This is a genomic window from Streptomyces sp. NPDC052687 (assembly GCF_040678395.1).
Taxonomy (GTDB): Bacteria; Actinomycetota; Actinomycetes; order Streptomycetales; family Streptomycetaceae; genus Streptomyces.
Map to the genome: position 1 here is coordinate 59,506 of NZ_JBFATR010000002.1, position 25,947 is coordinate 85,452.

At 72.6% G+C, this 25,947-nt stretch carries 24 protein-coding genes and 1 pseudogene; 13 read left to right on the forward strand and 12 right to left on the reverse strand.

Annotated elements, in window-relative coordinates; genetic code table 11:
* Window positions 1–112 precede the first annotated feature (112 nt).
* Window positions 113–901 (reverse strand): hypothetical protein, encoded by a 789-nt coding sequence (locus tag AB0K92_RS03155; RefSeq protein ID WP_365918877.1) that lies wholly within the window; start codon window positions 899–901, stop codon window positions 113–115.
* 444 nt (window positions 902–1,345) lie between these two features.
* Here AB0K92_RS03155 and thrS point away from each other — a divergent pair, with 444 nt between their 5' ends.
* A complete protein-coding gene (gene thrS, locus AB0K92_RS03160) occupies window positions 1,346–2,575 on the forward strand; it encodes a threonine--tRNA ligase (protein ID WP_365918879.1) in 1,230 nt (409 codons plus the stop codon).
* Between the two features lie 32 nt (window positions 2,576–2,607).
* The gene (locus AB0K92_RS03165) at window positions 2,608–3,591 is read left to right on the forward strand and encodes a nucleoside hydrolase (protein ID WP_365918881.1); all 984 of its coding nucleotides are present in this window, start codon (window positions 2,608–2,610) and stop codon (window positions 3,589–3,591) included.
* A gap of 94 nt (window positions 3,592–3,685) precedes the next feature.
* Here AB0K92_RS03165 and AB0K92_RS03170 read toward each other — a convergent pair whose 3' ends face one another.
* Complete coding sequence (locus tag AB0K92_RS03170; protein ID WP_365918883.1) at window positions 3,686–4,120, reverse strand: hypothetical protein; 435 nt, start codon at window positions 4,118–4,120, stop codon at window positions 3,686–3,688.
* Window positions 4,121–4,562: 442 nt separating this feature from the next.
* Here AB0K92_RS03170 and AB0K92_RS03175 point away from each other — a divergent pair, with 442 nt between their 5' ends.
* Window positions 4,563–5,921, forward strand: coding sequence for an ATP-binding protein (locus AB0K92_RS03175; RefSeq protein WP_365918885.1), 1,359 nt, complete (start codon window positions 4,563–4,565; stop codon window positions 5,919–5,921).
* Window positions 5,922–6,091: 170 nt separating this feature from the next.
* Here AB0K92_RS03175 and AB0K92_RS03180 read toward each other — a convergent pair whose 3' ends face one another.
* Complete coding sequence (locus AB0K92_RS03180; RefSeq protein ID WP_365918887.1) at window positions 6,092–7,042, reverse strand: LAETG motif-containing sortase-dependent surface protein; 951 nt, start codon at window positions 7,040–7,042, stop codon at window positions 6,092–6,094.
* Between the two features lie 274 nt (window positions 7,043–7,316).
* On the opposite strand from AB0K92_RS03180, the gene AB0K92_RS03185 reads away from it, so the two are divergent.
* Window positions 7,317–8,963: a glycoside hydrolase family 13 protein gene (locus tag AB0K92_RS03185; RefSeq protein ID WP_365918889.1), complete on the forward strand. Its 1,647-nt coding sequence runs from the start codon at window positions 7,317–7,319 to the stop codon at window positions 8,961–8,963.
* Between the two features lie 22 nt (window positions 8,964–8,985).
* Here the strand turns inward: AB0K92_RS03185 and AB0K92_RS03190 are convergent, their stop codons facing one another.
* The gene (locus AB0K92_RS03190) at window positions 8,986–10,113 is read right to left on the reverse strand and encodes an aminopeptidase P family protein (RefSeq protein ID WP_365918891.1); all 1,128 of its coding nucleotides are present in this window, start codon (window positions 10,111–10,113) and stop codon (window positions 8,986–8,988) included.
* A 54-nt stretch (window positions 10,114–10,167) separates the two neighbouring features.
* A complete protein-coding gene (locus tag AB0K92_RS03195) occupies window positions 10,168–10,650 on the reverse strand; it encodes an FxLYD domain-containing protein (RefSeq protein ID WP_365918894.1) in 483 nt (160 codons plus the stop codon).
* 276 nt (window positions 10,651–10,926) lie between these two features.
* On the opposite strand from AB0K92_RS03195, the gene AB0K92_RS03200 reads away from it, so the two are divergent.
* Window positions 10,927–12,870 (forward strand): Ig-like domain repeat protein, encoded by a 1,944-nt coding sequence (locus AB0K92_RS03200; protein ID WP_365918896.1) that lies wholly within the window; start codon window positions 10,927–10,929, stop codon window positions 12,868–12,870.
* A 176-nt stretch (window positions 12,871–13,046) separates the two neighbouring features.
* On the opposite strand, the gene AB0K92_RS03205 is transcribed toward AB0K92_RS03200, so the two are convergent.
* Window positions 13,047–13,589: a hypothetical protein gene (locus AB0K92_RS03205; RefSeq protein ID WP_365918898.1), complete on the reverse strand. Its 543-nt coding sequence runs from the start codon at window positions 13,587–13,589 to the stop codon at window positions 13,047–13,049.
* Between the two features lie 400 nt (window positions 13,590–13,989).
* On the opposite strand from AB0K92_RS03205, the gene AB0K92_RS03210 reads away from it, so the two are divergent.
* Window positions 13,990–15,684, forward strand: a complete 1,695-nt coding sequence (locus AB0K92_RS03210) for a lysyl oxidase family protein (RefSeq protein WP_365918900.1) — start codon at window positions 13,990–13,992, stop codon at window positions 15,682–15,684.
* A gap of 79 nt (window positions 15,685–15,763) precedes the next feature.
* Here AB0K92_RS03210 and AB0K92_RS03215 read toward each other — a convergent pair whose 3' ends face one another.
* The gene (locus tag AB0K92_RS03215) at window positions 15,764–17,173 is read right to left on the reverse strand and encodes a condensation domain-containing protein (protein WP_365918902.1); all 1,410 of its coding nucleotides are present in this window, start codon (window positions 17,171–17,173) and stop codon (window positions 15,764–15,766) included.
* Window positions 17,174–17,344: 171 nt separating this feature from the next.
* Between AB0K92_RS03215 and AB0K92_RS03220 the strand changes: the two genes are divergently transcribed.
* Window positions 17,345–17,707, forward strand: coding sequence for a DUF952 domain-containing protein (locus AB0K92_RS03220; protein WP_365918904.1), 363 nt, complete (start codon window positions 17,345–17,347; stop codon window positions 17,705–17,707).
* Between the two features lie 24 nt (window positions 17,708–17,731).
* Here AB0K92_RS03220 and AB0K92_RS03225 read toward each other — a convergent pair whose 3' ends face one another.
* Window positions 17,732–18,451, reverse strand: coding sequence for a helix-turn-helix domain-containing protein (locus AB0K92_RS03225; protein ID WP_166000662.1), 720 nt, complete (start codon window positions 18,449–18,451; stop codon window positions 17,732–17,734).
* Between the two features lie 241 nt (window positions 18,452–18,692).
* Between AB0K92_RS03225 and AB0K92_RS03230 the strand changes: the two genes are divergently transcribed.
* The 4 genes from AB0K92_RS03230 to AB0K92_RS03245 all read left to right on the forward strand — a co-directional run bounded on the left by AB0K92_RS03230 (window position 18,693) and on the right by AB0K92_RS03245 (window position 21,701).
* Window positions 18,693–19,361, forward strand: a complete 669-nt coding sequence (locus AB0K92_RS03230) for a DUF4097 family beta strand repeat-containing protein (RefSeq protein WP_365918907.1) — start codon at window positions 18,693–18,695, stop codon at window positions 19,359–19,361.
* 108 nt (window positions 19,362–19,469) lie between these two features.
* Window positions 19,470–20,417, forward strand: a complete 948-nt coding sequence (locus AB0K92_RS03235; protein ID WP_365918909.1) for an ATP-binding cassette domain-containing protein — start codon at window positions 19,470–19,472, stop codon at window positions 20,415–20,417.
* Window positions 20,414–21,205 carry an ABC transporter permease gene (locus AB0K92_RS03240; RefSeq protein WP_365918911.1) on the forward strand — a complete coding sequence of 264 codons (792 nt, stop codon included), beginning with the start codon at window positions 20,414–20,416 and terminating at the stop codon, window positions 21,203–21,205. The genes AB0K92_RS03235 and AB0K92_RS03240 overlap by 4 nt, the downstream gene beginning before the upstream one ends.
* A 331-nt stretch (window positions 21,206–21,536) precedes the next feature.
* Complete coding sequence (locus AB0K92_RS03245; protein ID WP_365918913.1) at window positions 21,537–21,701, forward strand: hypothetical protein; 165 nt, start codon at window positions 21,537–21,539, stop codon at window positions 21,699–21,701.
* 53 nt (window positions 21,702–21,754) lie between these two features.
* On the opposite strand, the gene AB0K92_RS03250 is transcribed toward AB0K92_RS03245, so the two are convergent.
* Both AB0K92_RS03250 and AB0K92_RS03255 read right to left on the reverse strand, forming a co-directional pair.
* Window positions 21,755–22,255 carry a hypothetical protein gene (locus AB0K92_RS03250; protein ID WP_365918915.1) on the reverse strand — a complete coding sequence of 167 codons (501 nt, stop codon included), beginning with the start codon at window positions 22,253–22,255 and terminating at the stop codon, window positions 21,755–21,757.
* Between the two features lie 75 nt (window positions 22,256–22,330).
* Window positions 22,331–22,480, reverse strand: a pseudogene (locus AB0K92_RS03255) (DUF397 domain-containing protein); the annotation flags it as partial.
* A gap of 208 nt (window positions 22,481–22,688) precedes the next feature.
* On the opposite strand from AB0K92_RS03255, the gene AB0K92_RS03260 reads away from it, so the two are divergent.
* Window positions 22,689–22,865, forward strand: coding sequence for a hypothetical protein (locus tag AB0K92_RS03260; RefSeq protein WP_365919415.1), 177 nt, complete (start codon window positions 22,689–22,691; stop codon window positions 22,863–22,865).
* Window positions 22,866–22,993: 128 nt separating this feature from the next.
* Here the strand turns inward: AB0K92_RS03260 and AB0K92_RS03265 are convergent, their stop codons facing one another.
* The gene (locus tag AB0K92_RS03265; protein WP_365918917.1) at window positions 22,994–24,574 is read right to left on the reverse strand and encodes a carbohydrate-binding protein; all 1,581 of its coding nucleotides are present in this window, start codon (window positions 24,572–24,574) and stop codon (window positions 22,994–22,996) included.
* A 344-nt stretch (window positions 24,575–24,918) separates the two neighbouring features.
* On the opposite strand from AB0K92_RS03265, the gene AB0K92_RS03270 reads away from it, so the two are divergent.
* Window positions 24,919–25,437, forward strand: a complete 519-nt coding sequence (locus AB0K92_RS03270; RefSeq protein WP_365918919.1) for a DUF4396 domain-containing protein — start codon at window positions 24,919–24,921, stop codon at window positions 25,435–25,437.
* Between the two features lie 34 nt (window positions 25,438–25,471).
* Here AB0K92_RS03270 and AB0K92_RS03275 read toward each other — a convergent pair whose 3' ends face one another.
* Window positions 25,472–25,897 (reverse strand): hypothetical protein, encoded by a 426-nt coding sequence (locus AB0K92_RS03275; RefSeq protein ID WP_365918921.1) that lies wholly within the window; start codon window positions 25,895–25,897, stop codon window positions 25,472–25,474.
* Between the last annotated feature and the right edge of the window lie 50 nt (window positions 25,898–25,947).

Here is a 25,947-nt window from a genome sequence, read left to right on the forward strand (position 1 = left end):
CCTGCGGCACGTAGGCCCCGCAGGCCCCGAAGCCCGCCGGCCCCGCAGGCCCCGAAGCCCGCGGGCCCCCGGCGGCACCGAGGCACCACAAGCGCGCCCGGAGGGCCGGTCCTCACACCTGCACCCTCCCCTGCCTGCGCACCTCCGCCAGCCGCCGCGCCCCCAGTTCCGTCGCCGCCGCCGTGACCTCGCTGTACACATCGCCCAGCCCGCCGTTGGTCAGCGTGAACGCGTCCTCGCCCACGCGTACGGCCGCCACGTCCACGGTGAGCGTGACCGGCTCCCCCTCCCATTCGATCGTCGCGGTCACCCGCAGCCCCTGGCGGACGTCCCCGGCCTCGGGCAGCGGGGCGTCGGCCACCTCCACCTGCTCCACGGTCCCGGAGACCATGGTGGCGGTGAAGGACCCGCAGACCTCGGGCAGCGTGCGCAGCCAGGCGAGGGTGCGGTCGACGTCCGCGGGGCGCTGCGCGGAGATCTGGTAGCGCAACTGGGCCTCGTTGTACGTGTCGTCCAGGCCGACCACGGCCTTCGCGGGCGCGCCGAGCAGTTCCTCGGCGTAGAGCAGGTCGAGCAGGCGCTGGCAGTCGGGCGCGGTGCCCTCGGCCGCCCGCGCCTTGAGGAAGGCGTCCCGCCAGGTGGCGGCGCCCTGCGTCGGCGCCCACGGCTCGCCCAGGTCCGACCAGGCGAGCAGGGCGGCCCGGGCCTGGGCCTCGGTGAGGGCGGGCGGGGTGGCCGGCCCCGGCGACGGGGACCTGCCGGGGGCGGTGGACGAGGAGGCCGCCGGGGAGGCCGTCCGCGGGTCCGCCGCCTCCATCTCGATGGCGGAGCAGGCACCGGCGCCGAGCAGGGTGACGGCGGCGAGGGCGGTCAGGCGCGAGCGGGTCGTCGAAAGGGCCATCGGGGGCGACTCCAAGGGGACGTGCCGGGCACGGTGGTACGTCCACGGCACCACCGCACCCGCCCGGTCACCAGCGCTCCGGGCCGTCCGGGTGATCACCGCACCACCGCACTCCGGGCCGTCCGGGTGACCGCCGCCTGACCGCCCCCTCCAAAACCCCCGCCCCCGGAAACCCCGGCCCCCCCCCGGAAACCCCGGCCCCCCCCGGAAACCCAGCCCCCGGGAACCCCGGCCTCCGAAAACCCCCGGCCCCGGAAAACCACTCGCGCCCCCACCCCACCCCCCACTACCGTCCTCGCCATGCAGCGCGCCCTCGTGTCCCGCACGACGACGCCGGAGACCGTCCCGGCGCGCTGACAGCTGACCAAGTCCGAAGCCCCGGGGCGAGCGCCCCGGGGCTTCGCCGTGTCCCGCGGGTCTCGCTCCGTACCGGAAGGAGACCCCGTGACCCCCTCGCACGACCACCGCCGTCTCGGCCGCGAGCTGGGCATCTTCGGCACCGATCCGCTGATGGGCGCCGGCCTGCCGTACTGGCTGCCCGACGGAGCCGTCGTCCGGCACGCCCTGGAGGAGTACGTCCGGGACGCCGAGCGGGCCGCCGGATACCGGCACGTGTACTCGCCGGTCCTCGGCAAACGCGAGCTGTACGAGATCTCCGGCCACTGGGACCACTACCGCGACGACATGTTCCCGCCGATGCGGCTCGGCTCGGAGGACGTCGTGCTGCGCCCCAGCCTGTGCCCGCACCACGCCCTGATCTACCGCTCCCGCTCCCGCAGCCACCGCGAACTGCCGCTACGCCTGGCCGAGCTGGGCGGCATGTACCGCTCCGAGCCGTCCGGGGTGCTGGGCGGCCTGACCCGCGTACGCTCCATCACCCTCAACGACGCGCACGTCTTCTGCACCCTCGACCAGGCCGCCGACGAGGCCCGCGCCGCGCTCGGCCTGATCTCCCGCGCCTACGCCGACCTCGGCATCCGCGCCGCCCGCCACCGGCTCTCACTGCCCGGCGAGGGCGGCAAGTACGTCGCCGGCGCGGAACTGTGGCGGCGGGCGACCGGGTTGCTGCGGGAGGTGCTGGACGGCGCCGGGGTGGAGTACGAGGAGGCCGAGGGCGAGGCCGCCTTCTACGGCCCGAAGATCGACGTCCAGGTGGTGGACCGGGCCGGCCGCGAGGCCACCCTGTCCACCGTCCAGATCGACTTCCACCAGCCCGAACGCTTCGGCCTGCACTACACCGGTCCCGACGGCGCCCGGCACCGGCCGGTCATGGTGCACCGCAGCGTCATCGGCAGCGTCGAGCGGGCCGTGGCGCACCTGATGGAGGAGCACGGCGGCGCCTTCCCGCCGTGGCTCGCGCCCGTGCAGCTGGTGGTGCTGCCGGTCTCCGAGGCGCAGGAGGAGCACGCGCGGGACGTGGTGGACCGGGCGCTGCGGCTGGGCCTGCGGGCCGAGCTGCGCGGCCCGGCCGACGGCAGCCTCGGCGCGCGGATCCGGGCGGCGCGCCTCGTGCCGTACCAGGTGGTGACCGGCGCCCGCGAGGCCGAAGGCGACCTGGCCGCCGTACGCCTGCGCGACGGCCGGCGGCCCGGCCCGCTGCCCGTCGGCGAGCTGCTGCGCCGGGTGGCCGCGCGGGTCGCCGCGCGCGGTGCCGGACTGTGGGACGCGGCATAGGGTCGACGCGGACGGAAAGGAGTGAGTGCCCTGTGACCGGTCAGCCCATCCCCGTGATCATCGACTGCGACACCGGCGTCGACGACGCGCTGGCCCTGCTGTTCGCCGTCCGGCACCCGGGGCTCGACCTGCGCGCCGTGACCTGCGTCGCCGGGAACACCGACGTGGACGGCGTCGTCCGCAACACGCTCACCGTGCTGGAACAGGCGGGCGCGCCCGAGATCCCGGTGGCGCGGGGCGCCGAACGGCCGCTGGTCGAGCCGCCGCGCTCGGCCCGGCACGTGCACGGCGAGGACGGGATGGGCGACCTCGGCCTGCCCGCCCCCACCCGCGCGCCGGCCGACGTGGACGCGGTGACCCTGCTGCGCCGCGAGATCCTCGCCTCCCCGCGTCCGGTCACGCTGATCCCCACCGCGCCCCTCACCAACATCGCCCTGCTGCTGCGCACGCATCCCGGCGTGGTGCGCAACATCGAGCGGATCGTGTTCATGGGCGGCGCGGTGGCCTGCGGGAACGCCACGGCGGTCGCCGAGTTCAACGTCTGGCACGACCCGGAGGCGGCGGCGGTCCTGCTCACCGCCGGGGTGCCGGTCACGATGTACGGCCTCGACGTGTTCACCCGGGTCGTCGTCCCCGGCCGGGACATCGCCCGTCTGCGCGCGAGCGCCGACCCCGGCACCCGCCTCGCCGGCGACCTCCTCGCCCACCGCCCCGCCACCCCGGACGCGGACCCCGAGGACCCGGGCGGCGGCCTCGGCGACGCGGGCGCCGTCTGCGCGGTCGCCGACCCGCCCGGCCTCACCACCCGCCTGCTCCCGGTCGAGGTCTCCCTCGCCCCCGGCCCCGCCCGCGGCCAGACCGTCGTCGACCGCCGCCCCCGCCCCGGCGAGTCCGAAATCCACGGCGAGGGCCGCGCGCCCGCCCTGGTCGACGTGGGCCTGGACGTGGACGCGGAGTGGTACGTGCGGTTGTGGCTGGAGACGGTGGAGAGGTTCCAGGACAGGCCCGTGTTCTAGCGGTCCCTGCGGGGCCTGCAGGACGGCTGAAGAAGTCCGTGGACGTGAAGCGCGGTGGCAGCTCCCGGTCAGCGTCGTGACCGACCGCTCCTCGTCAGTCCTCCAGGCGCTGCACCACCCACAGTTCCTCCCATGCCGCCCGCTTGTGCAGGTCCGTCGCCCTGTACAGGAGATCGCGAATGACGGCGTCGCACGACGGAGCATTCCAACGGCGCTTGTACTCGGGCTGCTCCAGCAGCGACAGCGAGGGGTTCTCCGGTATGGCGCTCAGGCGGCGCTTCACCACATCCCGGTAATTCCCGGGCCAGTGCTCGGGGACCTCGGGCACAGGTTCCGAGCCATGGCGGCGGAACCATTCCGTCTGCGCCTCACCCGCAGCGGTCGACCTCGCCAGTGCGTTCTCGAAGGCTCGCTCACCGAGGGCGATCCCGGGCAGGTCTTGCGGGGCGGCCAGCAGTTCTTCCCCGTGGGAGACAAGCCCGTACGAGGCGTACGCCTTCCAGTCCAGCTCCTCCTGGACCGCGATCATCCGGGATCTGATCCTGAACCATCGACACTGAGCCGAGGCAAGCAACTTTTCGGTGAGGCGCGTGCTGGGGTCGGAGATCTCCTGCAGAACCGTGATCTTCTCCCAGGGCTCGCCGCCCCGGGCTGGTCGATACGGGGCTGCCCCTTGCTCTGACTCATCTGCTTCGCGCACCTCTTCTGGGTGATCGGGCAAGGTGAGGAGATCGAGGGGCGCGTCAAGGATGCGCTCACGGCGGGTGGGGCGACGTTCTTGGCCCGGCCGGCCTGGGGCTCACCGTGAGCATCTTCCCGAGTAGTGATGCGTCCCGACAGGGATAAGGACTACATTCCTAAGGACTACATCCCTAAGGACTCGCCCCGAAGTAGAAGCCGCCGCACTGCTCGACGAGCGCCCGCAGGAGGTAGGTCTTGCCCATGCGCCGCTGCCGCTGACGATCCCGAGCATGGCATGGGGCAGGGGCCTGTGGACAAAAGCGGTCAGCCTGACTGCGGCGACGGAGGCCGAGTCCCTACGGCAGTTCAGCGCGGCGCTGGCCGAGCACGTCGGCTCCCCCGCTCCCTTCGCCTTCTCCACGTGGGACGACGCGGTGACGTACCTCTTCGGTCTGGCCGCCCCCGACCGGGGCGACAGGCCGTTCCTCGCGGTCATCGACGAATTCCCCTACCTGGCGAAGGTATCTCCTGAGCTTCCCTCGATCGTCCAGCGCGAGATCGACCGCTACCAGATGGAGGAGAGCCGCATGCGGCTGCTGCTCTGCGGCTCGGCGATGTCTGTGATGGGCGGGCTGCTGGCCAGCACCGCACCGCTGCGCGGGCGGGCGCAGCTCGAACTGGTCGTCCGGCCCTTCGGATACCGGGCTGCCGCGGACTTCTGGGGCGTCACCGCCGAACCGGCGCTCGCGGCCAGGCTCCATGCCGTGGTCGGAGGCACGCCCGCGTACCGCCGCCAGTTCCTGGCGGACGATGTTCCCGCCGATCTGCATGAGTTCGACGAGTGGATCTGCCGTACGGTCCTCTCACCGTTCAGCCCGCTCTTCCGGGAGGCGCGCTACCTGCTCGCCGAAGAGACGGACATCCGGGACACAGCGCTCTACCACTCGGTTCTGGCAGCGGTGGCGCAGGGGAACACCACGCGCGGGGGCATCGCCGGCTACATCGGCCGTAAGTCCGTCGACATCTCCCATCCGCTCAACGTCCTTGAGGACAGTCACCTCCTTGCACGTGAGACGGACGTGTTCCGGGCAGGCAAGTCGCAGTACCGGATCACCGAACCGTTGATCAACTTTTATGAGGCCGTCATGCGTCCCGCCTGGGCACGGCTGGAGAGCGGACAGGCGTCCGAGGTGTGGGCCCAGTCGGCCGAGCGGTTCGCGGCGCAGGTGGCGGAACCGCATTTCGAGGCCGTGTGCCGCGAGTACGTGCTCGGGCCGGGCCGATCGCTGCTGGCTACGTCCCTGGGGCAGGTCGGGAGCGGCGTGGTGACCGACCCGAAGGCGCGTCGGCAGTACCAGGTGGACGTGGCGGTGGTCGAGCCGGGATCCGGCGGGACCAGGCCTTCGGTGGCCCTGCTCGGAGAGGCCAAGTGGGGGACCGTCATGGGGCTGAGCCACCTGGAGCGGCTTGCCAGGGCCCGGGACGTTCTGGGCGAGCGGGGCATGGACACGACCGCGTGCGGACTGGCGTGCTTCAGCGCGGCAGGCTTCAGTGACTCCCTGCGGGCCGAGGCGGAACGAGGTGGCGTTTTGCTGATCGGTCTCGATGAGCTCTACGGCCGCGCTCTGCCGATGCCACTCCTTCCGTAGACGGTGCGACGGCTGACGGCTGAAGCGAGGAGGCCGCCGTCGAGGTTCTACCGCCCGGGCGGTATACGTGCTCCAGCGGTGATGTCAGGGTCCCTCAGCCATACGCCCCGCGCAGACGACGAGGCCGCCCGCGGGGGGTGGCGGGCGGCCTCGTCAGACGGGGGGCTCGGTCAGGAGCTGGTGGCGCGGCGGCGGCGGGACACCACGACGAAGCCCGCGCCGGCGGCCAGCAGCGCGGCGGCGCCGATCGCGATCGGGGTGGTGGCGCTGGAGGCGCCGGTCTCCGCGAGGTCCTCGCCGCTGCCGCCGTTCGGCGTGGCGGCGGGGGCCGTGGCGGCCGGGCTCGACGACTCCGGCTCCGCCGGGGCGGAGGCCTCCGGGGAGGTCTCCTCGGCCGGGCCGGACGGCTCGGCCGGGGACGAGGTCTCCGGGGCGGGCGCGGAGGTCTCCGGGGCCGGCTCGGAGGCGGACGGGGCGGGCTCCGACGGGGCCGGGGTCTCGGTCGTGCAGTCCTTCGTGCCGCCGTTCCAGGCCGCGATCAGCTTGTCCTTGATGACCGGGCGGTCCGGGCCCTTGGGCAGCTCACCGTGCTCGAAGCCGTCGTTGGCGTCCAGCTTGCCGTCGTACTTCACGGCGCCGCGGTAGAGGTCGATCTGCGCGAAGCAGCCGGCGTCCGGGACCGCGATGTCGAGGGTGTCGGTGGCGCCCGGCTTGACCGTCACCGTGTCGAAGTCGACGAAGACCTGCTCGCCGGAGGTGGCGAACGTCGGCCCGTGGGCGAGGTAGGACGCCAGGGAGGCGGTGCAGGTGGCCGCGTCGGCGGCGGCGCGGACCGTGATGTGCACCTTGCCGTCGGCGCTCGGCTTCAGGTTCTGGTCGTCGACCTTGACGGAGTCGAAGAAGTTCGCGCCGTCGAGGGAGAACTGGCAGCGGTCGGTGGCGGTCTCCGTACCGGCGCCCGTGCCGGGCTGGTACTGGCCGCCGTGCTTCCAGCCGTCGCCGCCCGGCGTGCCGTGCGCCCAGGCGCCCGGGGCGCAGGTGACGGAGGCGGCGGAGAGGGCGAGGGCCGCGGCGCCCGTCCCCAGCAGGCGTCGCGCGGTGACACGTCTCGCTATGGACATGTGGTTCCCATCTGGGTGTGCATGGGTACGGGAGGCCGGCGAAGGAGCCCCCCGGAAGTGGTCGTGGAAACGCCGTGCTCACTGGTCACACGCGGCACAGCACGAGCACATGTTCGGACGCACCGGGAAGGCTGTCAATTCCCCTGACAAACTGCTGACCGCCCCTGACGTGGCGTTACCTGCGGGGCGGCGCAAGGAATGTTCGTATTTCCGGCGATGTGGACAGTCATCTCCCTGTCACCCGCAACACCCGTAATGCCGAGAAGGAGGCCGCGTGCCCGACCTCTCCTCCAGGAACCCCGACTGGTGGCGCCAGGCCGTCATCTACCAGGTCTATCCCCGCAGCTTCGCCGACGCCGACGGTGACGGACTCGGCGACCTCAAAGGCATCACCCAGCGGCTCACCCATCTCGCCGCGCTCGGCGTCGACGCCCTGTGGCTGTCCCCCTTCTACCCCTCCGAACTCGCCGACGGCGGCTACGACGTCGCCGACTACCGGGACGTCGACCCGCGCCTCGGCACCCTCGACGACTTCGCAGCGATGGCCGCCGAGGCCCACCGGCTCGGCCTGAAGGTCATCGTCGACCTCGTCCCCAACCACACCTCCCACCAGCACGTCTGGTTCCAGGAGGCGCTGCGCGCCGGACCCGGCTCGGCGGCCCGCGACCGGTACGTGTTCCGCGACGGGCGCGGCCCGCACGGTGAACTGCCGCCCACCGACTGGCAGTCCGTCTTCGGCGGCAGCGCCTGGCAGCGCGTTGCCGACGGGCAGTGGTACCTGCACCTGTTCGCCCCCGAACAGCCCGACCTGAACTGGCAGAACGAGGAGGTCCGCGCCGACTTCCGCACCACCCTGCGGTTCTGGTCCGACCGGGGCGTCGACGGCTTCCGCGTCGATGTGGCGCACGCCCTCGCCAAGGACCTCGACGAACCGCTGCGCGACCTCGGATCGCCCGAGCTGAGCGACGAGGAGTCCCTCGTCCACCTCCCGCCCGGCACCCACCCGTTCTTCGACCGCGACGAGGTCCACGAGATCTACCGCGACTGGCGCAAGATCCTCGACGCCTACACCCCGCCCCGCATGGCCGTCGCCGAGGCGTGGGTGCCCGGCCCGCGCCGGGTGCTGTACGCCCGGCCGGACGAACTCGGCCAGGCCTTCAACTTCGAGTACCTGAAGACCCGCTGGGACGCCGCCGAGCTGCGCCACGTCATCACCGCCTCGCTCGCCGACGCCCGCGCCGCCGGCGCGTCCGCCACCTGGGTGCTGTCCAACCACGACGTCGTACGGCACGCGTCCCGGCTGATGCTGCCGCCCGGCACCGACGTCGACGCCTGGCTGCTGTCCGGCGGCCACGCCCCGGCCGTCGACACCGCCGCCGGGCTGCGCCGCGCCCGCGCCGCCACCCTGCTGATGCTGGCGCTGCCCGGCTCGTCGTACCTCTACCAGGGCGAGGAGCTGGGCCTGCCCGAGGTCGCCGACCTGCCCACCGCGGTCCTCCAGGACCCGATCTGGGAACAGACCGGCCATGTCCGCAAGGGCCGCGACGGCTGCCGGGTGCCGCTGCCGTGGACCACCACCGGACCGTCGTACGGCTTCGGACCCGGCGGTGCCTGGCTGCCGCAGCCGGAGTCCTTCGCGCGGTACGCCGTCGAGGCGCAGGACGGGGTGGAGGGCTCCACCCTGGAGCTGTACCGCAGCGCGCTGAAGCTGCGCCGCAAGCTGCTGCAGGGCGAGGAGCTGACCTGGCTGGAGGACGTCCCCGAGGGCGTGCTGGCGTTCGCCCGCACGGACGGCTGGCGGTGCCTGGCCAACCTGTCCGGCGAGCCCGTGCCGCTGCCGCCCGGCGAGCTGCTGATCGGCAGTACCCCTCTGGAGGACCCAGGGGTGCTGCCGCCGGACACCACCGTCTGGCTCGGCTGACCCGCCCGCCGGGCCCGGGGCGTCAGCCGACCACGGCCAGCTCGCGCGAGGTCGTGTTCAGCCGCCGCCCGCCGTCCTGCCCGCAGCTCACGATGTCCTCGACGCGCACGCCGAAGCGGCCCGGCAGGTAGACGCCGGGCTCGATGGAGAAGCACATCCCGGGAGCCAGCGGGCTGTGCTCGCCCTCGACGAGGTAGGGCGGCTCGTGCGTGGAGACGCCGATGCCGTGCCCGGTGCGGTGCGTGAAGTACGCGCCGTACCCGGCGTCGGTGATCACCGCGCGGGCCGCCCGGTCGATCTCCTGGCACGGCACTCCGGGCTTCACCGCCTCGAACGCGGCCTGCTGCGCGGCCCGCACCACCTCGTGCACGGCGCGCTCCTCGACGGTGGGCTCGCCGACGTGCACGGTGCGGGTGGTGTCGGAGCCGTAGCCGTCCTTCAGGCCGCCGAAGTCGAGGACCACCATGTCGCCGTCCTCGATCCGCCGGTCGCCCGCCATGTGGTGCGGGTCGGCGCCGTTCGGTCCCGACCCGACCACGGTGAACTCCACCCGCTCGTGGCCGTGGTCGCGCAGCAGCCGGGCCAGCACGTCGGCCACCTCCCGCTCCCGCCGCCCGGCGAACCGCACGCCCAGCAGATCGGCGTACGCCGCGTCCGCCGCCGCCCCGGCCGCCGTGAGCCGGGCCAGCTCCCGCTCGTCCTTCACCGCGCGCAGCAGCGGCAGCGCGGTGCTCAGCGGGCGGTAGCTGCTGAGCGGCAGCGCCGCCTGCAGGCCCAGCAGGTGCACGGCCCAGGTCCCGTCCGAGACGCCGTACCGGCCATGGGCGCGCAGCAGGCCGGCCGCCGCCGCGTACGCGTCCTGCCCGTCCTGCCACGCGGTGATCCGCACGGCCCCCGCGCCCGGCGCGGCCTGCGCGTCGCCGCGTTCCAGGGCCGGGACCAGCAGATACGGCTCGGAGTCCGCGGCGAGGACGAGCAGCGTGAGGTGTTCGGTGACCGCCGGGGGCCGGTAGCCGCACATCCACACCAGGTCGGGGCCGGGCGTGACGAGCAGCCCGGACAGCCCGACGAGTGCCGCCTCGCGGGCGGCGCGGTACATCCGGGCGGCGTAGTCCTGCTCGGTGAAGGGCGCCGGGGATGTGTCGGTCATGGTGCCGCCCATGGTTCCGCCGGGGGGTGGGGTCCTGTCGTACGGGCCGGTGGATCAGTAGCGCACGGCGCGCTCCACCTCGGCCTTCACGCCGCCGCTCAGGTCGCGGTTGCTGCGGGCGGTCGCGGAGCGCTCGCCGTCGGCCGGCACGTCGCGGACGGTGGTGACGACGGTGTCGAGGATGTTGCCGTCCCGGTCGGTGAAGGCGACCTGGACGGCGAAGGACCTGGCCGCGTCCGCGGTGTTCCGCACGGTCACCCCGACCGTGGTCCGGCCGTCGCCGTCGGTGGCGGTCCGGCCCAGGGTCACGTCCCCCTTGGCGTCGACGCCGCCCGCGATGTCGTCGAACCGCCGGCCCGCCTCCGCCGTCGCCGACTCCAGTGCCTCCCCGGCCCGTGACGCGGCCGACTCGACCGCCGACGCGGCGTCGCGGACCTTGCGCTCGGGGCTGTCCTCGTCGGCGCAGCCGGTGAGGGCGAGCACCGAGGCCGCCGCCGTCGCCGCGAGCGCGGCCCACCTCCTGCGGTGACCGGCCATGCTGCCTCCCGGAGAGTGCGACTCTCCTTCCAGTGAAGGCCTCCCCCCACGGCCCCGCATGCCGGATCACCCGAACGGAGGACACCGCCGGGCGGCCGCCCGCACACGCGGAAGAGGCGAGCCGCGGGAAAACCCCCTCCTCGATTGTCACTGCCATGCCATACGCTGCCCCGGCAGCCGCGCCCCGTGACAGCGACAGCAGATGCCGACCGGGCGTTGCGCGGCGCTCTCATCTGCCCGGCACGCGCCGGGTCTCCTCGTGGGGGTTCATCACCTGTGCGTACGCGCAGCATCTCGGCCGCGACGGCGTTCGCGGTCCTTCTCGGCTCGGCGGCCCTGAGCGTCGCCGTGGCCGCTCCGGCGTCGGCGGCCACGGCCACCGTCGCCTCGCCCGGCGGCTTCGTTGCCTCCGACGCCCTGCGGCGGGTGTTCGTCGGTGACAGCACGGCGGGCAGGATCCTGGCCGCCGACTACGCGGGTACGGTCGTCGACTCGGTCGACGGCATCGGCGCGGTCGCCGACCTGGCGCTCTCGGACGACGGCACGACCCTGTACGCCTCGGCGGCGGGCAGCCACGAGATCGTCGTCCTGGACGCGGCCACGCTCGACGTGACGGCCCGTTACGCCGTGCGGACCACCGAGGGCCCGCGCCGGCTGGCCGTCGCGGGCGGCAAGGTGTGGTTCGGCCACGGCGACCCGTGGGACACCCGGCTCGGCTCGGTGGACCTCGCGGCGGACCCGGCGAGCGGCACCGACCCGGTGACCCTCGACCAGCTCCCGGAGGGCCTGACCGGCTTCCGCGACCTGCTCGTCGACTCCGACCCGAGCAAGCCGGGCGTGCTGGCGTACGCCGAGGTCGGGTCGGACACCGGCAGCGAGATGGGCGTCCTCGACGTCTCCGGCGCCACGCCGCGGCCGCTCGCCTACTACGGGTCCAAGAGCTACTGGGCCGGCGACCTGGACCTGGTCCCGGGCGACGCCGCCGAGGTGCTGGTCAACGCGCGCAAGCGGTTCTCCTACGCGGGCGGCCAGTTCACGGACGCCGGTGACTACCCGGTGGCCTGGCAGGGCGACGTCTCGGCGAGCGGGCTGGTCGCGCAGGTGTACAGCGACCAGGTCTCGGTGCTCCGGCCGAACACCGCCACGCCGGTGCGCACGTACACCGTGGGCGGCAACGGGGCCGACGTCCAGGTCGCCTGGGCGCCGAACGCCTCCCGGCTGTTCGCGCTGGTGCAGTCGAACGGCACGTACACCCTGAAGCCGCTCACCGACCCGGTCAAGAGCGTCCCCACGCTCACGGTGAACGCCCCGGCGACCGCGACCCGGGCCAAGCCGCTCACGGTCACCGGCAGGCTGTCGGCGTCGCTGCCGCTGCCCGCGGGCGCGCAGCTGAAGGTCACCCGCACCGACCTGGAGAGCCCGGGCGGCAAGGCGCTGCCCGCGGTCACCGTGAAGGCGGACGGCTCGTACTCCTTCGCCGACACCCCGCCGGCCGGCGGCACCGTCACCTACAAGGTGGCGTACGCGGGCGACGCCGAGCACACGGCGGCGACCGCGTCGGACAAGGTGGACGTCTCCCGCGCCTCGACCACGCTGACGCTGAACAACAACGGCAAGGTCTACGGCTACGGCAAGGACGTCACCTTCACCGCGCACCTGGGGACGACGTACAGGAACCGCACGGTCGAGATCTGGGCCAACCCCTACGGCTCCGACAAGCCGAACAAGCTGATCAAGACGGCCACCGTGAACTCCGCCGGCAATGTCTCCGCGGTCGTCGACATGAAGCGGGACACCGTCGTCTCCGCCGTCTTCAAGGGCGACGCCCGGTACAAGCCGAAGACGACCAAGGTCACGGCGTACGCCAAGGTCCACGTCTCCACGGCCGTCTCCCGGCACTACAAGAAGGCCGCGATCGGCTCGACCACGTACTACTGGTTCCGCAAGAGCACCGACCCGCTGCTCACCACGACCATGACGTACCACCCGGGCCGTCAGCAGCGCTTCGACCTCCAGGTGCGGTTCGACGGCAAGTGGTACGACGCCGGCCACGAGTACTTCCCGGTCGGCTCCGACGGCAGGTCCGCGGTGTCCCTGGAGGCCCCCGGCGAGTCCGGCATCAAGGCCCGGATGCGGTCGGTGTACGTCAACGGGTCCTCCGGCGACAACGTGAACTCGACGACGTACGGCTCCTGGAAGTACCTGTACTTCACGAACTGAGCCGCACGCCGGGCGATATGACCCGATCGTCGCGTCCCTTGTCGGATAACCGCATGGCCCCGTTCGGGGGACCCCGTCTCATCCGTTGCGGGGCATGCGGTGCGGCGGGCGCACCGCCGGTGGGCGGGGGCGCGTTGCCCTGGCATGGCAGGACGATCCGTTTCCCGCAGGGACCCTCACCGCCGCCGTCGTACCGGTGCGGCGCCGCCGCTCGCCGGCTGCGCCGTCGTCGTGCGGCCGCCGCCGCAGACCGGGCAGCGGCCGTCGCGGGCGTCGGCCAGGGCGGCGAGGGTCCCGAGGGCCTGCTGCAGGGCGAGTTCGACGGCGGCGGGGACGAAGAGGGCGCCGCTGCCGTCGGGCGGGACGAGCCAGCGCAGCCGGCCCGCCGCGCGGTGGGGCGCGGGGACGGCGATCCAGGAGCCGCGGCCCGCGTACCGGATGTCGGGGCCGATCCAGCGGCCGTGCGGGTCCGGCGGCAGGAAGAAGCCGACGCGGCGGGAGCCGGTGTCGGCGAGCGTGGGGCCGGGCGTCTGCGGGATGCACAGCAGGGCGTCCAGGGCCAGCACGCCCAGGTCCTCGGGGACGGTCAGGACGTCCCAGAACCGGCCGCACGCCAGCATGGCTATGCCGGTCTCCCCGGCCCACTGGCGTTTGCAGGCTCGCGGGTCCGTCGCCGCCGCGGCCAGCCATTCCTCGGCCCGTCTCTGGGCGCCTCGCATCACGCACCTCCGGGGTCCGGAGCAGGGGTGCTCATGCTGGTAGATATTTCTATCCTGCGGAAGGGGTGGCGAACCGTGGCGAATGTGTACGTACGACTTCTGCGCCCCTTGTGCCACCGTGCGCGCCCCCGCCGGCCGGATCCGATCGACTCCCTCGTGGAGACCGCCCGCCGGCTCGACTACGGCGCGGGGTGCCCTCCCGCCGGCGAGGAGCCCCGCGGCGGCCCGCGCCCCGGCGATGTGGGGACAACAGGCAACCCGCACCACTGATTTACCGCTCTCACAGGGTGCTCACGGGGTCCGGCCGGGGCGCGTGGGGTGCGTCCGCTTGAGGGGCCGGGTCGTGGGCTGTCCGGTCCGATGCCGCTCGACCGGCGGCACTCGCAGACGAGGAAACCCGATGACCAGTCAGCACCACACCACGCGCCTCAAGCGGGGCGCACTCGCGGCGGGGGCGGCGCTCACCGTCGTCGTCGCCGGGGCCGGGGCCGCACCCGGTGCCGGGGACGGCAAGGCGAGCACACCCGGCAAGCCGAAGCTCAAACTGATCGCCGCGTCGAACGCCGTCACGCTCGACCGCTGGGAGGGCGAGCCGGGGGTCTACCTGGACCTGGGCACGTACCTCTCGGTGGACGGCGCGCCGCTGGAGTTCCGGGTCACCAGGAAGTCGTACAAGGATCCCGTCGTCGCCAGGCAGGTGCTGCGCGACGGCACGAGCACGACGACGAGGACGCTGCCCGCCGGGCTGGTGAAGGACTTCACCGGCCTGCCCGGTTTCCTGGAGGTGTCGGTCACCGACGCCGCCGGGACCGAGGTGGCGAAGAGCAAGGGCACCTTCTGCCCGAACAACGCCTCCGGCCGCATCCGCCCGGACGCCCCGGCCACCTCGCACTACCCGGAGAGCTGCCCGGCCAACCCGTTCACCCTCGGCTCGGTGTGGGGCGTGGAGAAGGGCTGGGCGTCCAACACCAGCACGGTCGACTACGACAAGCCGGTGGACCTGCCGGCCGGCGAGTACACGGCCGAGGTGCGGGTCGCCAAGAAGTACCGGGACCTGTTCTCCATCCCCGACGACCGGCCCACCATCAAGGTCGCCGTGCGGGAGGCCGGCGGGGGCGGCGGGCAGGGCGCCGCCGCCGGCAAGTCCGGGGCCCACCACGGAGCCGGGCACGGCACGGGCCACGGCGCCGGGCACGGCACGGGGCACGCCTCCGGGCACCACTACGGCCCCCGCGGCGCCGACGCGCCCACCCCGCCCGCCCTCTCCCACGCCCTGGCGGACCGGGGCCGCGCCCACCACCTGGGCGACGGACCCGGGCACACCGACGGCTCCCGCATCGCGCCCGCGCTGAAGCCGAACGCCGAGCGGCCCACCGGCCGCGCGGGCGTTCCCGCGAACGTGCCCAAGCCGGACCTGCGCTCGCTGCCCGCCTGGGACATCGCCATCACCGACGGCGAGGACGGCGACGTGCCGGGCAAGGACTACCTCGCCTTCAGCGCCAACGTCTGGAACGCGGGCCCCGCACCGCTCGTCGTGGACGGCTTCCGCAGCCCCGGCAAGGACCTGATGGACGCGTACCAGTACTTCTACGACGCGAACGGCAAGCAGGTCGGCTACACCCCCACCGGCACCATGGAGTGGGACCCGCGCATCGGCCACGAGCACTGGCACTTCACCGACTTCGCCAGCTACCGGCTGCTGAGCGCGGACCAGACCAAGGAGGTCCGCAGCGGCAAGGAGGCGTTCTGCCTCGCCAACACCGATGCGATCGACTACACGGTGAAGAACGCCAACTGGCACCCGTACAACACGGACCTGTCGACCGCCTGCGGCCAGCAGAACTCGATCTCCGTGCGTGAGGTGCTGGACGTCGGCTCCGGCGACACCTACACCCAGTACCGGCCGGGCCAGTCCTTCGACATCACCGACCTGCCGAACGGCACCTACTACATCCAGGTCATCGCCAACCCGGAGAAGCGCCTGAAGGAGACCGACCTCGACAACAACGTGGCGCTCCGCAAGGTCGTCCTGGGCGGCAAACCCGGCGCCCGCACGGTGACGGTTCCGCCGCACGAGCTGATCAACGCCAAGTAGCCCGCCCGATCCGGGGCTTGAGCCGGCACGGGTCCGGGGCGACCGGCCCCGGACCCGTGCCGGCCGACGCGATCGTCCCCTAGGGCGCGTGGCCCACCGGCAGGTGCGCGTGGGCCGCCGACACCACCAGCTCCCGGATCCGCTCCACGCACCGCCGCAGGTTCTTGTAGGCGGTGTCGGTGTCCGGGTAGCGGGCGGCGAACTGGAGGCCCTCGTGCAGGCGCGTGACCCACACGCACACCTGGTCGCCGTAGGAGACCCGGATCAGCGCGTACGCCTTCTGCTCCTGCCAGCGCTCGGAGCCGGGGACGGCGCGGGTGTCGACGTACGACACGATCGAGTAGAGGTCGGGCGAGGTGGGGCGGAAGTCGGCGCCGAGCAGGCGCAGCACGCGGGCCAGCGGCATCCGGGACAGCCGCCGGTTGCGCCGCAGCGTGGCGCGCGCCAGGTCCAGCGCGCCGTCGAAGTCGGTGGCCGGGGTCACCGGGATCTCCACCGGGGCGCCGCCGACGTACCAGCCGACGGAGTCCTGCCAGCGGGAGGCCGCCCGGGTGTGGAACGGCACGACCGTGCGGTACACGTCGAGGCCGCTGATCTCGTGGGTGGCGAGCGCGGTGGCCGCCAGGACGCCGACCAGGCTGCCGCCGTACGGCCGGCAGTACGCCTCGAAGGCCGCCGCGTGCTCCGCGCCGACCAGCGGCTCCCGCAGCAGCTTCTGCGGCGGCAGCGGGCCGTCCGGGTCGAGGCCGAGGTCGACGGGGAAGCCCGGCAGCCTGCCGTCGCAGCGGGTGATGAACTCCCGCCAGCGCTCCACGATCTCGTGGCCGTCGTCGATGAGGTCCGCGTCGGAGCGCTCGGCCGCGCAGAAGTCGATGTAGCTGGCCGCCGGGGTCTCGTCGGCGGCGCGGCCGGCCAGTCCCGCGGCGTACAGCTCGTGGATCTCGGCGGCGATGCGGTGCAGCGAGTACGCGTCGACGTTGCTGTGGTCGAACGCCATGTAGACGCTGGCGCCGTCGTCCCGGACGACCGCCGCGAACAGGAAGTTCGGCCAGGTCAGCGCGTCCGCGGCGACGTCGAAACGATCCCGCAGACAGCGGGTGAGGGTGTGCGGGTCGGCGAAGTGGCCCACCTCGCGGCGGTCCAGCGCGACCGCCTCCGGGGCGAGCGTGAACCGCCGCATCTCCTCCCCGGCCCACCGGAAGCCGCTGCGCAGCGTCTCGTGGCGCAGGGTCCAGGCGCGCAGCGCCCCCTCCAGCACATCGAGGTCCACCCGCCCCGGCAGGTCGAACGCCGTGCCGAGCCAGGTCGGCACGAACAGGCCTTCGCGGCGGATGGAACGGCAGGTGCGCAGATGGGACTCCTGCACGTAGGCGGGCGGGCGCTCATCGTCGGGCAGCACGCTCGCCGCCGCCACGGCCGCCGGGTGCAGCGCCCATTCCACGAGCCGTCCGGGACGGATCTCACAGCGCTGGAGGTCGGTCACGCGCATCAAGTGCCTCCGCTGGTTCGACGCATGAGAAAACCAACGAGCGAGGAGGCGTGAGGCAACGCGGGCGGGGTGCGGGCGGGGGCGCGGGAGGGGCGGCCGGCGCGGGGGACGGGGCGTCTCCGGACCGTCGCCAGGCCGTGTCCGGGCCCGTCGCCGGGATATAAACGAGCGGTGATCCAGCATGTCGTCCCCGCCGCGGACTGGGCCGCCGATCCCGGACGCCCGTACGCCCCCGCCTCCCTCGCCGAGGACGGCTTCGTGCACTGCTCGCCCGACGAGCGGGTCACCCTGGCCGTCGTGAACGCCTACTACCGCACCGCGCCCCGGCCCCTGCTGGTCGTGTCCCTCGACGAGACCCGGCTGTCGGCGCCCTGCGTCTGGGAGGAGGCGGCGCCCGCACCGCCGCCGGGGGCGCCGGAGGGCACCCGGTTCCCGCATGTGTACGGGCCGCTGGAGCGGGACGCGGTGGTGCGGGTGCGAGAGGTCGTGTGGGACGCGCGGGGGCGGGCCACCGGGCTGCGCGACACCGGCTGACCTCCCCGCGGCTCGGCGGGCCGGCTACTCGGCGGGTTTCGTGTGCAGCACCTCGCGCGCCTGGTCCGCGGCGCGGGTGATGCTCTCGGAGATGAACTCCAGGAAGCGGGCGATGTTCTCCAGCCGGGTGGCGGCCGGGGTGCCGGAGCCGAGGACGCCGATGCCCTGCCGGGCGGTCTCGGCGACCTGGGCGGTGCCGCGCGCGCTGGCGATCATCGACTGGTACATGACGTCGTCGTCGACGACGTAGCGGTCCCGGCGGCGTTCGTCGCGTTCCCGGCGGACGAGGCCCTGACTGTCGAGGAACGCGACCGCCTTGGAGACGGACGCCGGGCTGACCTGGAGCCGCTGGACGAGTTCGGCCGCGGTGAGGCTGCCCGAGTCGGTGGTGCACAGGCAGGCCATCACGCGGGCCATCATCTTGGGCGTGCCCTGCGCCATGAAGACGGTGGTCAGCGTCTCCTCGTACTCGCGCACGGCCTCCGCGTCGCGTCCGTAGGCCTGCGGCGCCGCCTCCCGGCCGCGGGGCGCGGCCGCCTGCCGGCGGCGCTGGGCGCGGCGTTCGGCGGTGCGGTGGGCCAGCTCCGCGCGGTAGGCGGTGGGGCCGCCGTTGCGCATCACCTCGCGGGTGATGGTCGAGGTGGGGCGGTCGAGGCGTCGGGCGATCTCCGCGTAGGCGAGGCCGTCGGCCAGTCCCAGCGCGATCTGCTGGCGTTCCTGCTGGGTGAGTCTGCCTCCCGGCATCGCGGTCTCCTTCGTGCTCGCCCGTGCGTCGGGTCCCCAGGGTAGCGTTCATTTCACTTCATTGCAACGAGGGCGCCTGAGTTTGTTGCGTTAGATTCCGCTCCATTGCAACGATATTGGCCCGTTGATCTGCGATGATGCACAGTTAATGCAATAAGTGTGTTGCCTATTTCTTGAACGCAACGTAGCGTTTCGGATGTCGGAAACAGTGCCGGCGGAAGCCGCTAAGAAGGAGCCCACCATGCAGACGTTCGACACCCCCGCCCCCGTCGCGACCCTTCTCGACATCCCCGCCGGCCGTATCCGGGTCATCGCCGCCGAGCGGTCCGACACCCGCGTCGAGATCCTCCCGGCGGACGCCTCCAAGGGCCGCGACGTGAAGGCGGCGGACCAGACGACGGTCTCCTACGACGACGGCGTCCTGCGCATCGAGGCCCCGGCGGCGAGGAACCAGTACTTCGGCCCCTCCGGGTCGGTCGAGATGACGGTCCAGCTGCCCGCCGGCTCCCGGGTCGAGGCCAAGGCGGCCGCCGCCGAGTTCCGCGGCGTCGGACGGCTCGGCGACGTCGTCCTCGACGCCGCGCAGGGCCCGGTCAGGCTCGACGAGACCGCGAGCGCCCGCCTCACCGTCCTCGACGGCGACGTCTCGATCGGCCGCCTCGGCGGCCCGGCGGAGATCAGCACCCAGCGGGGCGACATCCGGATCGCCGAGGCGGTGGGCGGCACGGTGGTGCTCTCCACCCAGATGGGCGATGTCGCGGTCGACGCCGCTCGCGGAGTCTCCGCCTCCCTCGACGCCGGCACCGGCTACGGCCGTATCCACAACGCCCTGCGGAACGCCGACGGCGCCGCCGGCCTGGCCATCCGCGCGACCACCTCCCACGGCGACATCACAGCCCGCAGCCTCTGAGCCCGCCCACCGCCGAATCCGCCGAATCCGCCGAACCGCCGAATCCGCCGAACCGCCGAATCCGCCGAATCCGCCGAATCCGCCGACTCCGCAGAAGGAGCACTTCTCATGACCGACCTGGCCATCGCGGCGAACGGGCTGCGCAAGTCCTACGGCGACAAGACCGTCCTCGACGGCGTCGACCTGGCCGTACCGCAAGGCACGATCTTCTCCCTGCTCGGCCCGAACGGCGCGGGAAAGACCACCGCCGTGAAAATCCTCTCCACGCTGATCTCCGCGGACGGCGGCCAGGCGCGGGTCGCCGGCCACGACCTGACCGCCGACCCGCAGGCGGTGCGGGCGGCGATCGGGGTCACCGGCCAGTTCTCCGCGGTCGACGGCCTGATCACCGGCGAGGAGAACATGCTGTTGATGGCGGACCTGAACCACCTCTCGCGCAGCGAGGGGCGGCGGGTGACCGCCGAGCTGCTGGAGCGGTTCGACCTGGTCGAGGCGGCGAAGAAGCCGGCCTCCACCTACTCCGGCGGTATGAAGCGCCGCCTGGACATCGCGATGACCCTGGTCGGCAGTCCGCGCGTCATCTTCCTCGACGAACCGACCACCGGCCTCGACCCGCGCTCCCGTCACAACATGTGGCAGATCATCCGCGAGCTGGTGACCAGCGGGGTCACGGTGTTCCTCACCACCCAGTACCTGGAGGAGGCCGACGAACTCGCCGACCGCATCGCCGTCCTCCACGACGGGAAGATCGCCGCCGAGGGCACCGCCGACGAGCTCAAGCGCCTGATCCCCGGCGGACACGTCCGCCTGCGCTTCACCGACCCCGCCGCCTACCGCACCGCCGCGGCCACCCTGCGCGAAGCCACCCGCGACGACGACGCCCTCACCCTCCGCATCCCCAGCGGCGGCAGCCAGCGCGAACTGCGCTCCCTCCTGGACTGGCTCGACACCGCCCACATCGAGGCCGACGAACTCACCGTCCACACCCCCGACCTCGACGACGTCTTCTTCGCCCTCACCGACACCACCCACCAGCCCAAGGAGACCGCCCGATGAGCACCCTCTCCCTCGCCGTGCGCGACTCGTCCACGATGCTGCGCCGCAACCTCCTGCACGCCCGCCGCTACCCGTCGCTGACGCTGAACCTGCTGCTCACCCCGGTGATGCTCCTGCTGCTGTTCGTGTACGTCTTCGGTGAGGCGATGAGCGCCGGGCTCGGCGCCGGCGCCGACCGCTCCGACTACATCGCCTACCTGGTGCCGGGCCTGCTGCTGATGACCGTCGGCAGCACCACCATCGGCACCGCGGTCTCCGTCTCCAACGACATGACCGAGGGCATCATCGCCCGCTTCCGCACCATGGCCATCCACCGCGGCTCGGTCCTGATCGGGCACGTCGTCGGCAGTGTGCTCCAGTGCGTGATGAGCGTGGTCCTGGTCGGCGCGGTCGCCGTCGCCATCGGGTTCCGCTCCACCGACGCCACCGTCCTGGAATGGCTCGCCGCCTTCGGCCTGGTCACCCTGTTCGCCCTGGCGCTGACCTGGATCGCGGTCGGCATGGGCCTGGTCAGCCCGAACGCGGAGGCGGCCAGCAACAACGCGATGCCGCTGATCTTCCTGCCGCTCATCTCCAGCACCTTCGTGCCCCTGGAGAGCATGCCGGGCTGGTTCCAGCCGGTCGCCGAGTACCAGCCCTTCACCCCGGCCATCGAAACCCTGCGCGGCCTGCTGCTGGGCAGCGAGATCGGCACCACGAACGCCGTCCTCGCCATCGCCTGGTGCGTGGGCCTCGCCGTCCTCGGCTACGTCTGGTCCACGTCCAGGTTCAACGGCGACCCGAAGTAACCGCCATGACCACGCGGGCACGGGATCCCGCAGCCGTCACCAGCACGACGCGTCCCCCAGGGCGGCGTACGCCGACACCGGTCGGAGTACGCCGCCCTTTTCGCACGCCGCCCCTCGCCGCTCCCCTTCGTACGCCCACCGCCGCCGCCCGCGCCCGCCCGCGCCGCCCGCGCCCGCTCGGGCGGCCGGTCATCTGCCGGTCTCCGGCAGATGACGGCCCGGTCGGAGTGCCGGACGCGCCTCTGGGCCCCGCCGGGCCCGTCCCGCAGCATGGCCCGGTGACCCCGACCGCTGACCGAGACCCCAGGACGCGGTCCTCACCGCGGCCGGCGTGGCCGCCGCCCTCGCGACGGACGGCCCCGGCGCGGCGTTCCTGGCCGTCGCCGCGGCACTCCCGGTGATCGTCGCCCTCTCCTGGGCGGGCGTACGACTGGCGGCGCGGCGCGAGCGCGGGGACGACACGGTCGCGCTGGGGCACGCGGCGAACGCCTCCTAGCCGGTCTGCCCCGAGGGGTCGTCCGCGGCGGGCCTGGCTTCCCGTCTGCGGTCTCAGGCGAGCGGGCACGTGAGGTCGGGGTGGTGCCGATTCGGGCAGCACACCAGGTTGAGCGAGGCGATGTTGCCCGACCGGTTGTAGTACACCCAGCTCACATCGACGCCGACCGGCAGGACGTCCAGCGCGTACTCACGCTTCGTGTCCAGGCTCGCGTACGCCTGGCGGCCGTCTTCCCGCTCCATCGGCGGGTTGTCGAGAAAGTGCTTCGTCGCCCAGTCGAGTGCCGCTGCCGCGTCCGTCCAGGTCCGCTCGACCGACGTCTGGTTCCGCCTCAGCAGCCAGTGCCCCGACATCATGGGCGGCAGGTTCGAGGTCGGGAACTCGGCCACCACCTCGCGGTAGCGCTGAAGGATGCGGATGGCCACCTTGTCCTCGTCGGAAGATGGGGGCGCAGGAGGGTCGGGATGCGGGGGTCGCCGGTCGCCTTCGCGGTGGTAGCTGTCGGGCGGTCCGACCCACGGGCCGTAACCGTGGATGTGTCCTGTCCAGGTCATGCGCGCCTTCCGGAAGAGGGGCGGGCCGCCTTCACGTACGAGGACGGCCCGCTCTGGTGGAGAGGTGTAGCAGCATCAGACGGTCAGGCCGCGCTTCTTCACCCAGCCGGCGGCGAAGTCGTCCAGCTCCTCGGTGGTGAAGCGCAGCTCCCGGCCGGCGCCCTCGGGCTTGGAGTCGCGCAGAAGGAAGGCGTCGGCGGCGCCGGGAATCTCGGCGAGGTCGACGCAGCCTTCGGTGCAGGGGCCGCCGCAGAGGTTCGTGCGTCGCTACCGGCGCGCCGCAGACACTCTCCGTCCTGGTCGACTTGGCGGCCATCGGCGCGAAGCGGAAGGAGACCCTGACTGCCGAGCTGGGCACCTTCGGGCGCGACCGGCGAGTAGCCGAGTTGAAGGCCGAGATCGGCACCCTTACGGCATGACGAGAGGGGATGGCATGACCACCACCGAGGGCGCGCGAGTCTTTCGCGAGGCGTGGATCGCGGGAGTGCACAAACACTTCCCTGGCGAGCCGAAGCCGAGCTACGTGACCCCGTGGGAGGAGACGCCCGAGTGGGAGCGTGAAGCTTCCGGTGCCGTCTACGAGCAGGTGCGCCAGAGCAGCCTGAAGTAGGCGTTCGTCAGCACGAGAAGGCCCCCCACCTGCCGGTCGGGGGCCTTCGTCATGCATGAGCTGATCGACTTGCAGTCGACCAATCGCTTGGTGCCGGCCGGGCGCCTTCTGCGTGAGCCGAGCGGGGCCTACCGGGTCACCTGGTTGCCGCCGAACGTCACCACCAGGCGGCCGTCCGAGGCGTACGACCAGTTCAGGCCGCCGGAGTAGGCGGAGCAGCGGGAGCCGTTGGTGCCGGACCAGAACTGGTTGGTCGCGTCGGCGTTGCCGATGATGCGGTCGTTCGTGCCACTGGAGCTGCGGCAGGAGGTGTTGCCCCGGAACACCGACGTGCCGGCGTCGAAGTTGAAGTTGCGCTGGGCGTTGTCGACGCTCACGTTGTCGGAGACGGTCATCGAGCCGGGGTTGCTGTTGTACGTGAAGCCGTGCTTGCCGTTGTCGTAGGCGATGGAACGGCGGATGACGTGATTGACGGCGATGTCCTCGCCGCCGAGCTTGTAGCCGTTGCGGTCGCCGTTGCCGGCCTGGGAGCCGTCGCTGAGGGTGCCGTTCTCGTAGGCGAGGGAGTCCTCGATGGTGACGGCGCCGATGGGGCCGGTGTCGGGCTTGGTGTAGAGGTCCCAGCCGTCGTCGATGTTGTTGTGGGCGACCGCGTACCGGAAGACGTTGCCGGGGCCCGAGGTCAGCTTCGCGGCGAAGCCGTCCGCGTCCTCGCCGTCGGAGTCGGCGTTGTCGTGGGACTCCGCGCTGAGGATGAGGTTGTTCGACGGCCACTGGGAGGCGGGTGTCGTGGACGCCATGCGGGACAACTGGAGGCCGGTGTCGCGGTTGTAGCGGGTCACCGTGCGTTCCACGATGTTGTTGCTGCCGCCGATGAAGATGCCGTTGTCGCCCGCGCGTTCCACGGTGAGGCCGTGGACGTGCCAGTAGTTGCCGTTCAGCGCCAGACCGCGGTTGGCCGGGTCCTCCGCCATCGCCGAGAAGTTCAGGACCGGCTTCTCCCCGGGGTACGCCGTGAGCTTCGTGCGGGCGCTCGCCGTGCCGCTGTTGGCCGGCGGGATCGTGACGGTCTGGGAGTACTGGTAGGTGCCGCCGCGGACGTAGATCGTGCCGCCGGGGGTGATGCGGCTGATCGCCGAGGTGAGGGTGGTGGGCGAGGTCTGGGTGCCGGCCGCGCCGTCCGTGCCGTTCGGGGCGACGTAGAGGACGCCCGTGGGGGGCGGGGTGGTGCCTCCGTCGGCGGTCTCCACCTCGGCGTAGTCGACGTTCGCCAGGCCCGCCGAACTCGTCGGGTTCAGGCGGATGGTGTTGGCGCCCGCCGCCAGGGACACGCTGACCGTCTTCGTCGCCCAGGTGCTCCACGCGCCCGTCCCCTCGAAGGAGAGGGTGCCCGCCGAGGTGCCGTTGACGGTGAGGGCCGCGGCGCGGGCCGTGGTGGTGCCGTTGGCGAAGCGGATCCGCAGGGTCGCCGTGCCGGCGGCCGGGGCGTTGGCCGTGAACTGGACATACCCGCTGGTCGAGTTGGTGCCGTTGCAGAAGCCGGTGCCGGAGTAGCCCGCCCAGTCCGACTCGATGGCGCCGGCGCAGACGGCGGGGGAGGTCTCGGCTTCGTAGCGGGTGGTCGCCGCCTGCGCGGCCGTGCTGCCGGAGAGCGCGACGAGGGTGCCGGCCAGGAGGCCCGCGGACGCGATGACTGGTCTCAGGTGCATCGGTTCGTCTCCCGTGGTGTGGGGTGGCGAACCACGGCGGTGGTGGTCAGTGTTCAGTGGGATGGCGAGTGTGCAGATATCTGAACAGATGGTGTGTGCGGGTGCCGCCGAGGTTCGGGGAAGTAGCTGTTCTCCGGGACGGTAAGGGCTTGCTATGGGCACGTCAATACGCCCCGTCGTTTGCATGTAGTTCATGAGTGTGAACGACGTTGATGAGGCGCTTCAGGTTCGGCGCTCCGCCCCGCCGCCCGCTCGTGACCACTGGACAGATACCCCTAGGGGGTATACGTTCGTGGTGTGGGGCAGAGGAGAACGCCCCAGCCGGACGGGAATGGGGAAACGTCATGGACCACAGCGCTCACCACCCTCACCACAGCGCCGGGCACGCGGTTCAGGCCGCGCACGGTGGTCACGGCGACGGACACGGCCCGGCCTCCTGGGGCACGGCCGTCAAGGCGACCCTGCACTGCCTCACCGGCTGCGCCATCGGCGAGATCCTCGGCATGGTGATCGGTACGGCCCTGATGTGGGGCAACGCCCAGACCATGGCCCTCGCGATCACCCTGGCCTTCCTCTTCGGCTACTCGTTCACCCTGTTCGCGGTCCTGCGGGCGGGCCTGGGCTTCAAGAGCGCGCTGAAGGTGGCACTGGCCGCCGACACGGTCTCGATCGCGGTCATGGAACTCGTCGACAACACGATCATCGCCCTCACCCCCGGCGCGATGGACGCCCACCTCACCGAGGGCCTGTTCTGGTATGCCCTCCTCGGCGGCTTCGCCGTCGCCTTCGTGCTGACCACCCCGGTCAACAAGTGGATGATCGGCCGCGGCAAGGGCCACGCGGTGGTCCACGCGTACCACTGACCGGCCGACCGACCACCGAACTCCCGCCCGCCCGTCAGCAGGACTCCTCGACATACAGCAGGGTCATGCCTTCCGCGGAGCGGAACTCGAAGGCCCGGTAGCTCGGCGTGAGCGGGGAGTCGAGGCGGTCCTCGATCGCTCGCCAGGCGGGGAGACGGTCACCGGAGGCCACGTGCCGGAACCGCTCCCCGGCGCCCTCACCGATGACGAACGCATCGGCTCGGGCCGCCAGGCGCCTGCCGAGCCGGGGGTGCAGCGGGCCGCGTACCTTCCGCCAGCGCCGGCCCGTGTCGTCGGTGAACTCGTCCCGGCCGGCCGGGGACGGGCCGCCCAGGACGTCGTCGTCGCTCACGGCGGGCTCGGCGGGCTCGGCGGACGGCGGCGCGGCCACTTCCTCGGCGGGCGCCGGAGCGGGTTCGCGTCTCCCGGACTTCCCGGTCTGGCCGGACTTGCTGGACATGAGGTGAATCCTCTCAAAGGTCGCGCGTGACCCGGCCGTTCCGGACGGCT

Bases quoted from the DNA above. Each gene is read 5' to 3' on its own strand.
- AB0K92_RS03155 (WP_365918877.1), bottom strand. From the start codon at position 901: ATGGCCCTTTCGACGACCCGCTCGCGCCTGACCGCCCTCGCCGCCGTC.
- AB0K92_RS03170 (WP_365918883.1), bottom strand. From the start codon at position 4,120: ATGATCGCGGTCCAGGAGGAGCTGGACTGGAAGGCGTACGCCTCGTAC.
- AB0K92_RS03175 (WP_365918885.1), top strand. From the start codon at position 4,563: ATGGCATGGGGCAGGGGCCTGTGGACAAAAGCGGTCAGCCTGACTGCG.
- AB0K92_RS03180 (WP_365918887.1), bottom strand. From the start codon at position 7,042: ATGTCCATAGCGAGACGTGTCACCGCGCGACGCCTGCTGGGGACGGGC.
- AB0K92_RS03190 (WP_365918891.1), bottom strand. From the start codon at position 10,113: ATGACCGACACATCCCCGGCGCCCTTCACCGAGCAGGACTACGCCGCC.
- AB0K92_RS03195 (WP_365918894.1), bottom strand. From the start codon at position 10,650: ATGGCCGGTCACCGCAGGAGGTGGGCCGCGCTCGCGGCGACGGCGGCG.
- AB0K92_RS03205 (WP_365918898.1), bottom strand. From the start codon at position 13,589: ATGCGAGGCGCCCAGAGACGGGCCGAGGAATGGCTGGCCGCGGCGGCG.
- AB0K92_RS03210 (WP_365918900.1), top strand. From the start codon at position 13,990: ATGACCAGTCAGCACCACACCACGCGCCTCAAGCGGGGCGCACTCGCG.
- AB0K92_RS03215 (WP_365918902.1), bottom strand. From the start codon at position 17,173: ATGCGCGTGACCGACCTCCAGCGCTGTGAGATCCGTCCCGGACGGCTC.
- AB0K92_RS03225 (WP_166000662.1), bottom strand. From the start codon at position 18,451: ATGCCGGGAGGCAGACTCACCCAGCAGGAACGCCAGCAGATCGCGCTG.
- AB0K92_RS03230 (WP_365918907.1), top strand. From the start codon at position 18,693: ATGCAGACGTTCGACACCCCCGCCCCCGTCGCGACCCTTCTCGACATC.
- AB0K92_RS03235 (WP_365918909.1), top strand. From the start codon at position 19,470: ATGACCGACCTGGCCATCGCGGCGAACGGGCTGCGCAAGTCCTACGGC.
- AB0K92_RS03240 (WP_365918911.1), top strand. From the start codon at position 20,414: ATGAGCACCCTCTCCCTCGCCGTGCGCGACTCGTCCACGATGCTGCGC.
- AB0K92_RS03250 (WP_365918915.1), bottom strand. From the start codon at position 22,255: ATGACCTGGACAGGACACATCCACGGTTACGGCCCGTGGGTCGGACCG.
- AB0K92_RS03260 (WP_365919415.1), top strand. From the start codon at position 22,689: ATGACCACCACCGAGGGCGCGCGAGTCTTTCGCGAGGCGTGGATCGCG.
- AB0K92_RS03265 (WP_365918917.1), bottom strand. From the start codon at position 24,574: ATGCACCTGAGACCAGTCATCGCGTCCGCGGGCCTCCTGGCCGGCACC.
- AB0K92_RS03270 (WP_365918919.1), top strand. From the start codon at position 24,919: ATGGACCACAGCGCTCACCACCCTCACCACAGCGCCGGGCACGCGGTT.
- AB0K92_RS03275 (WP_365918921.1), bottom strand. From the start codon at position 25,897: ATGTCCAGCAAGTCCGGCCAGACCGGGAAGTCCGGGAGACGCGAACCC.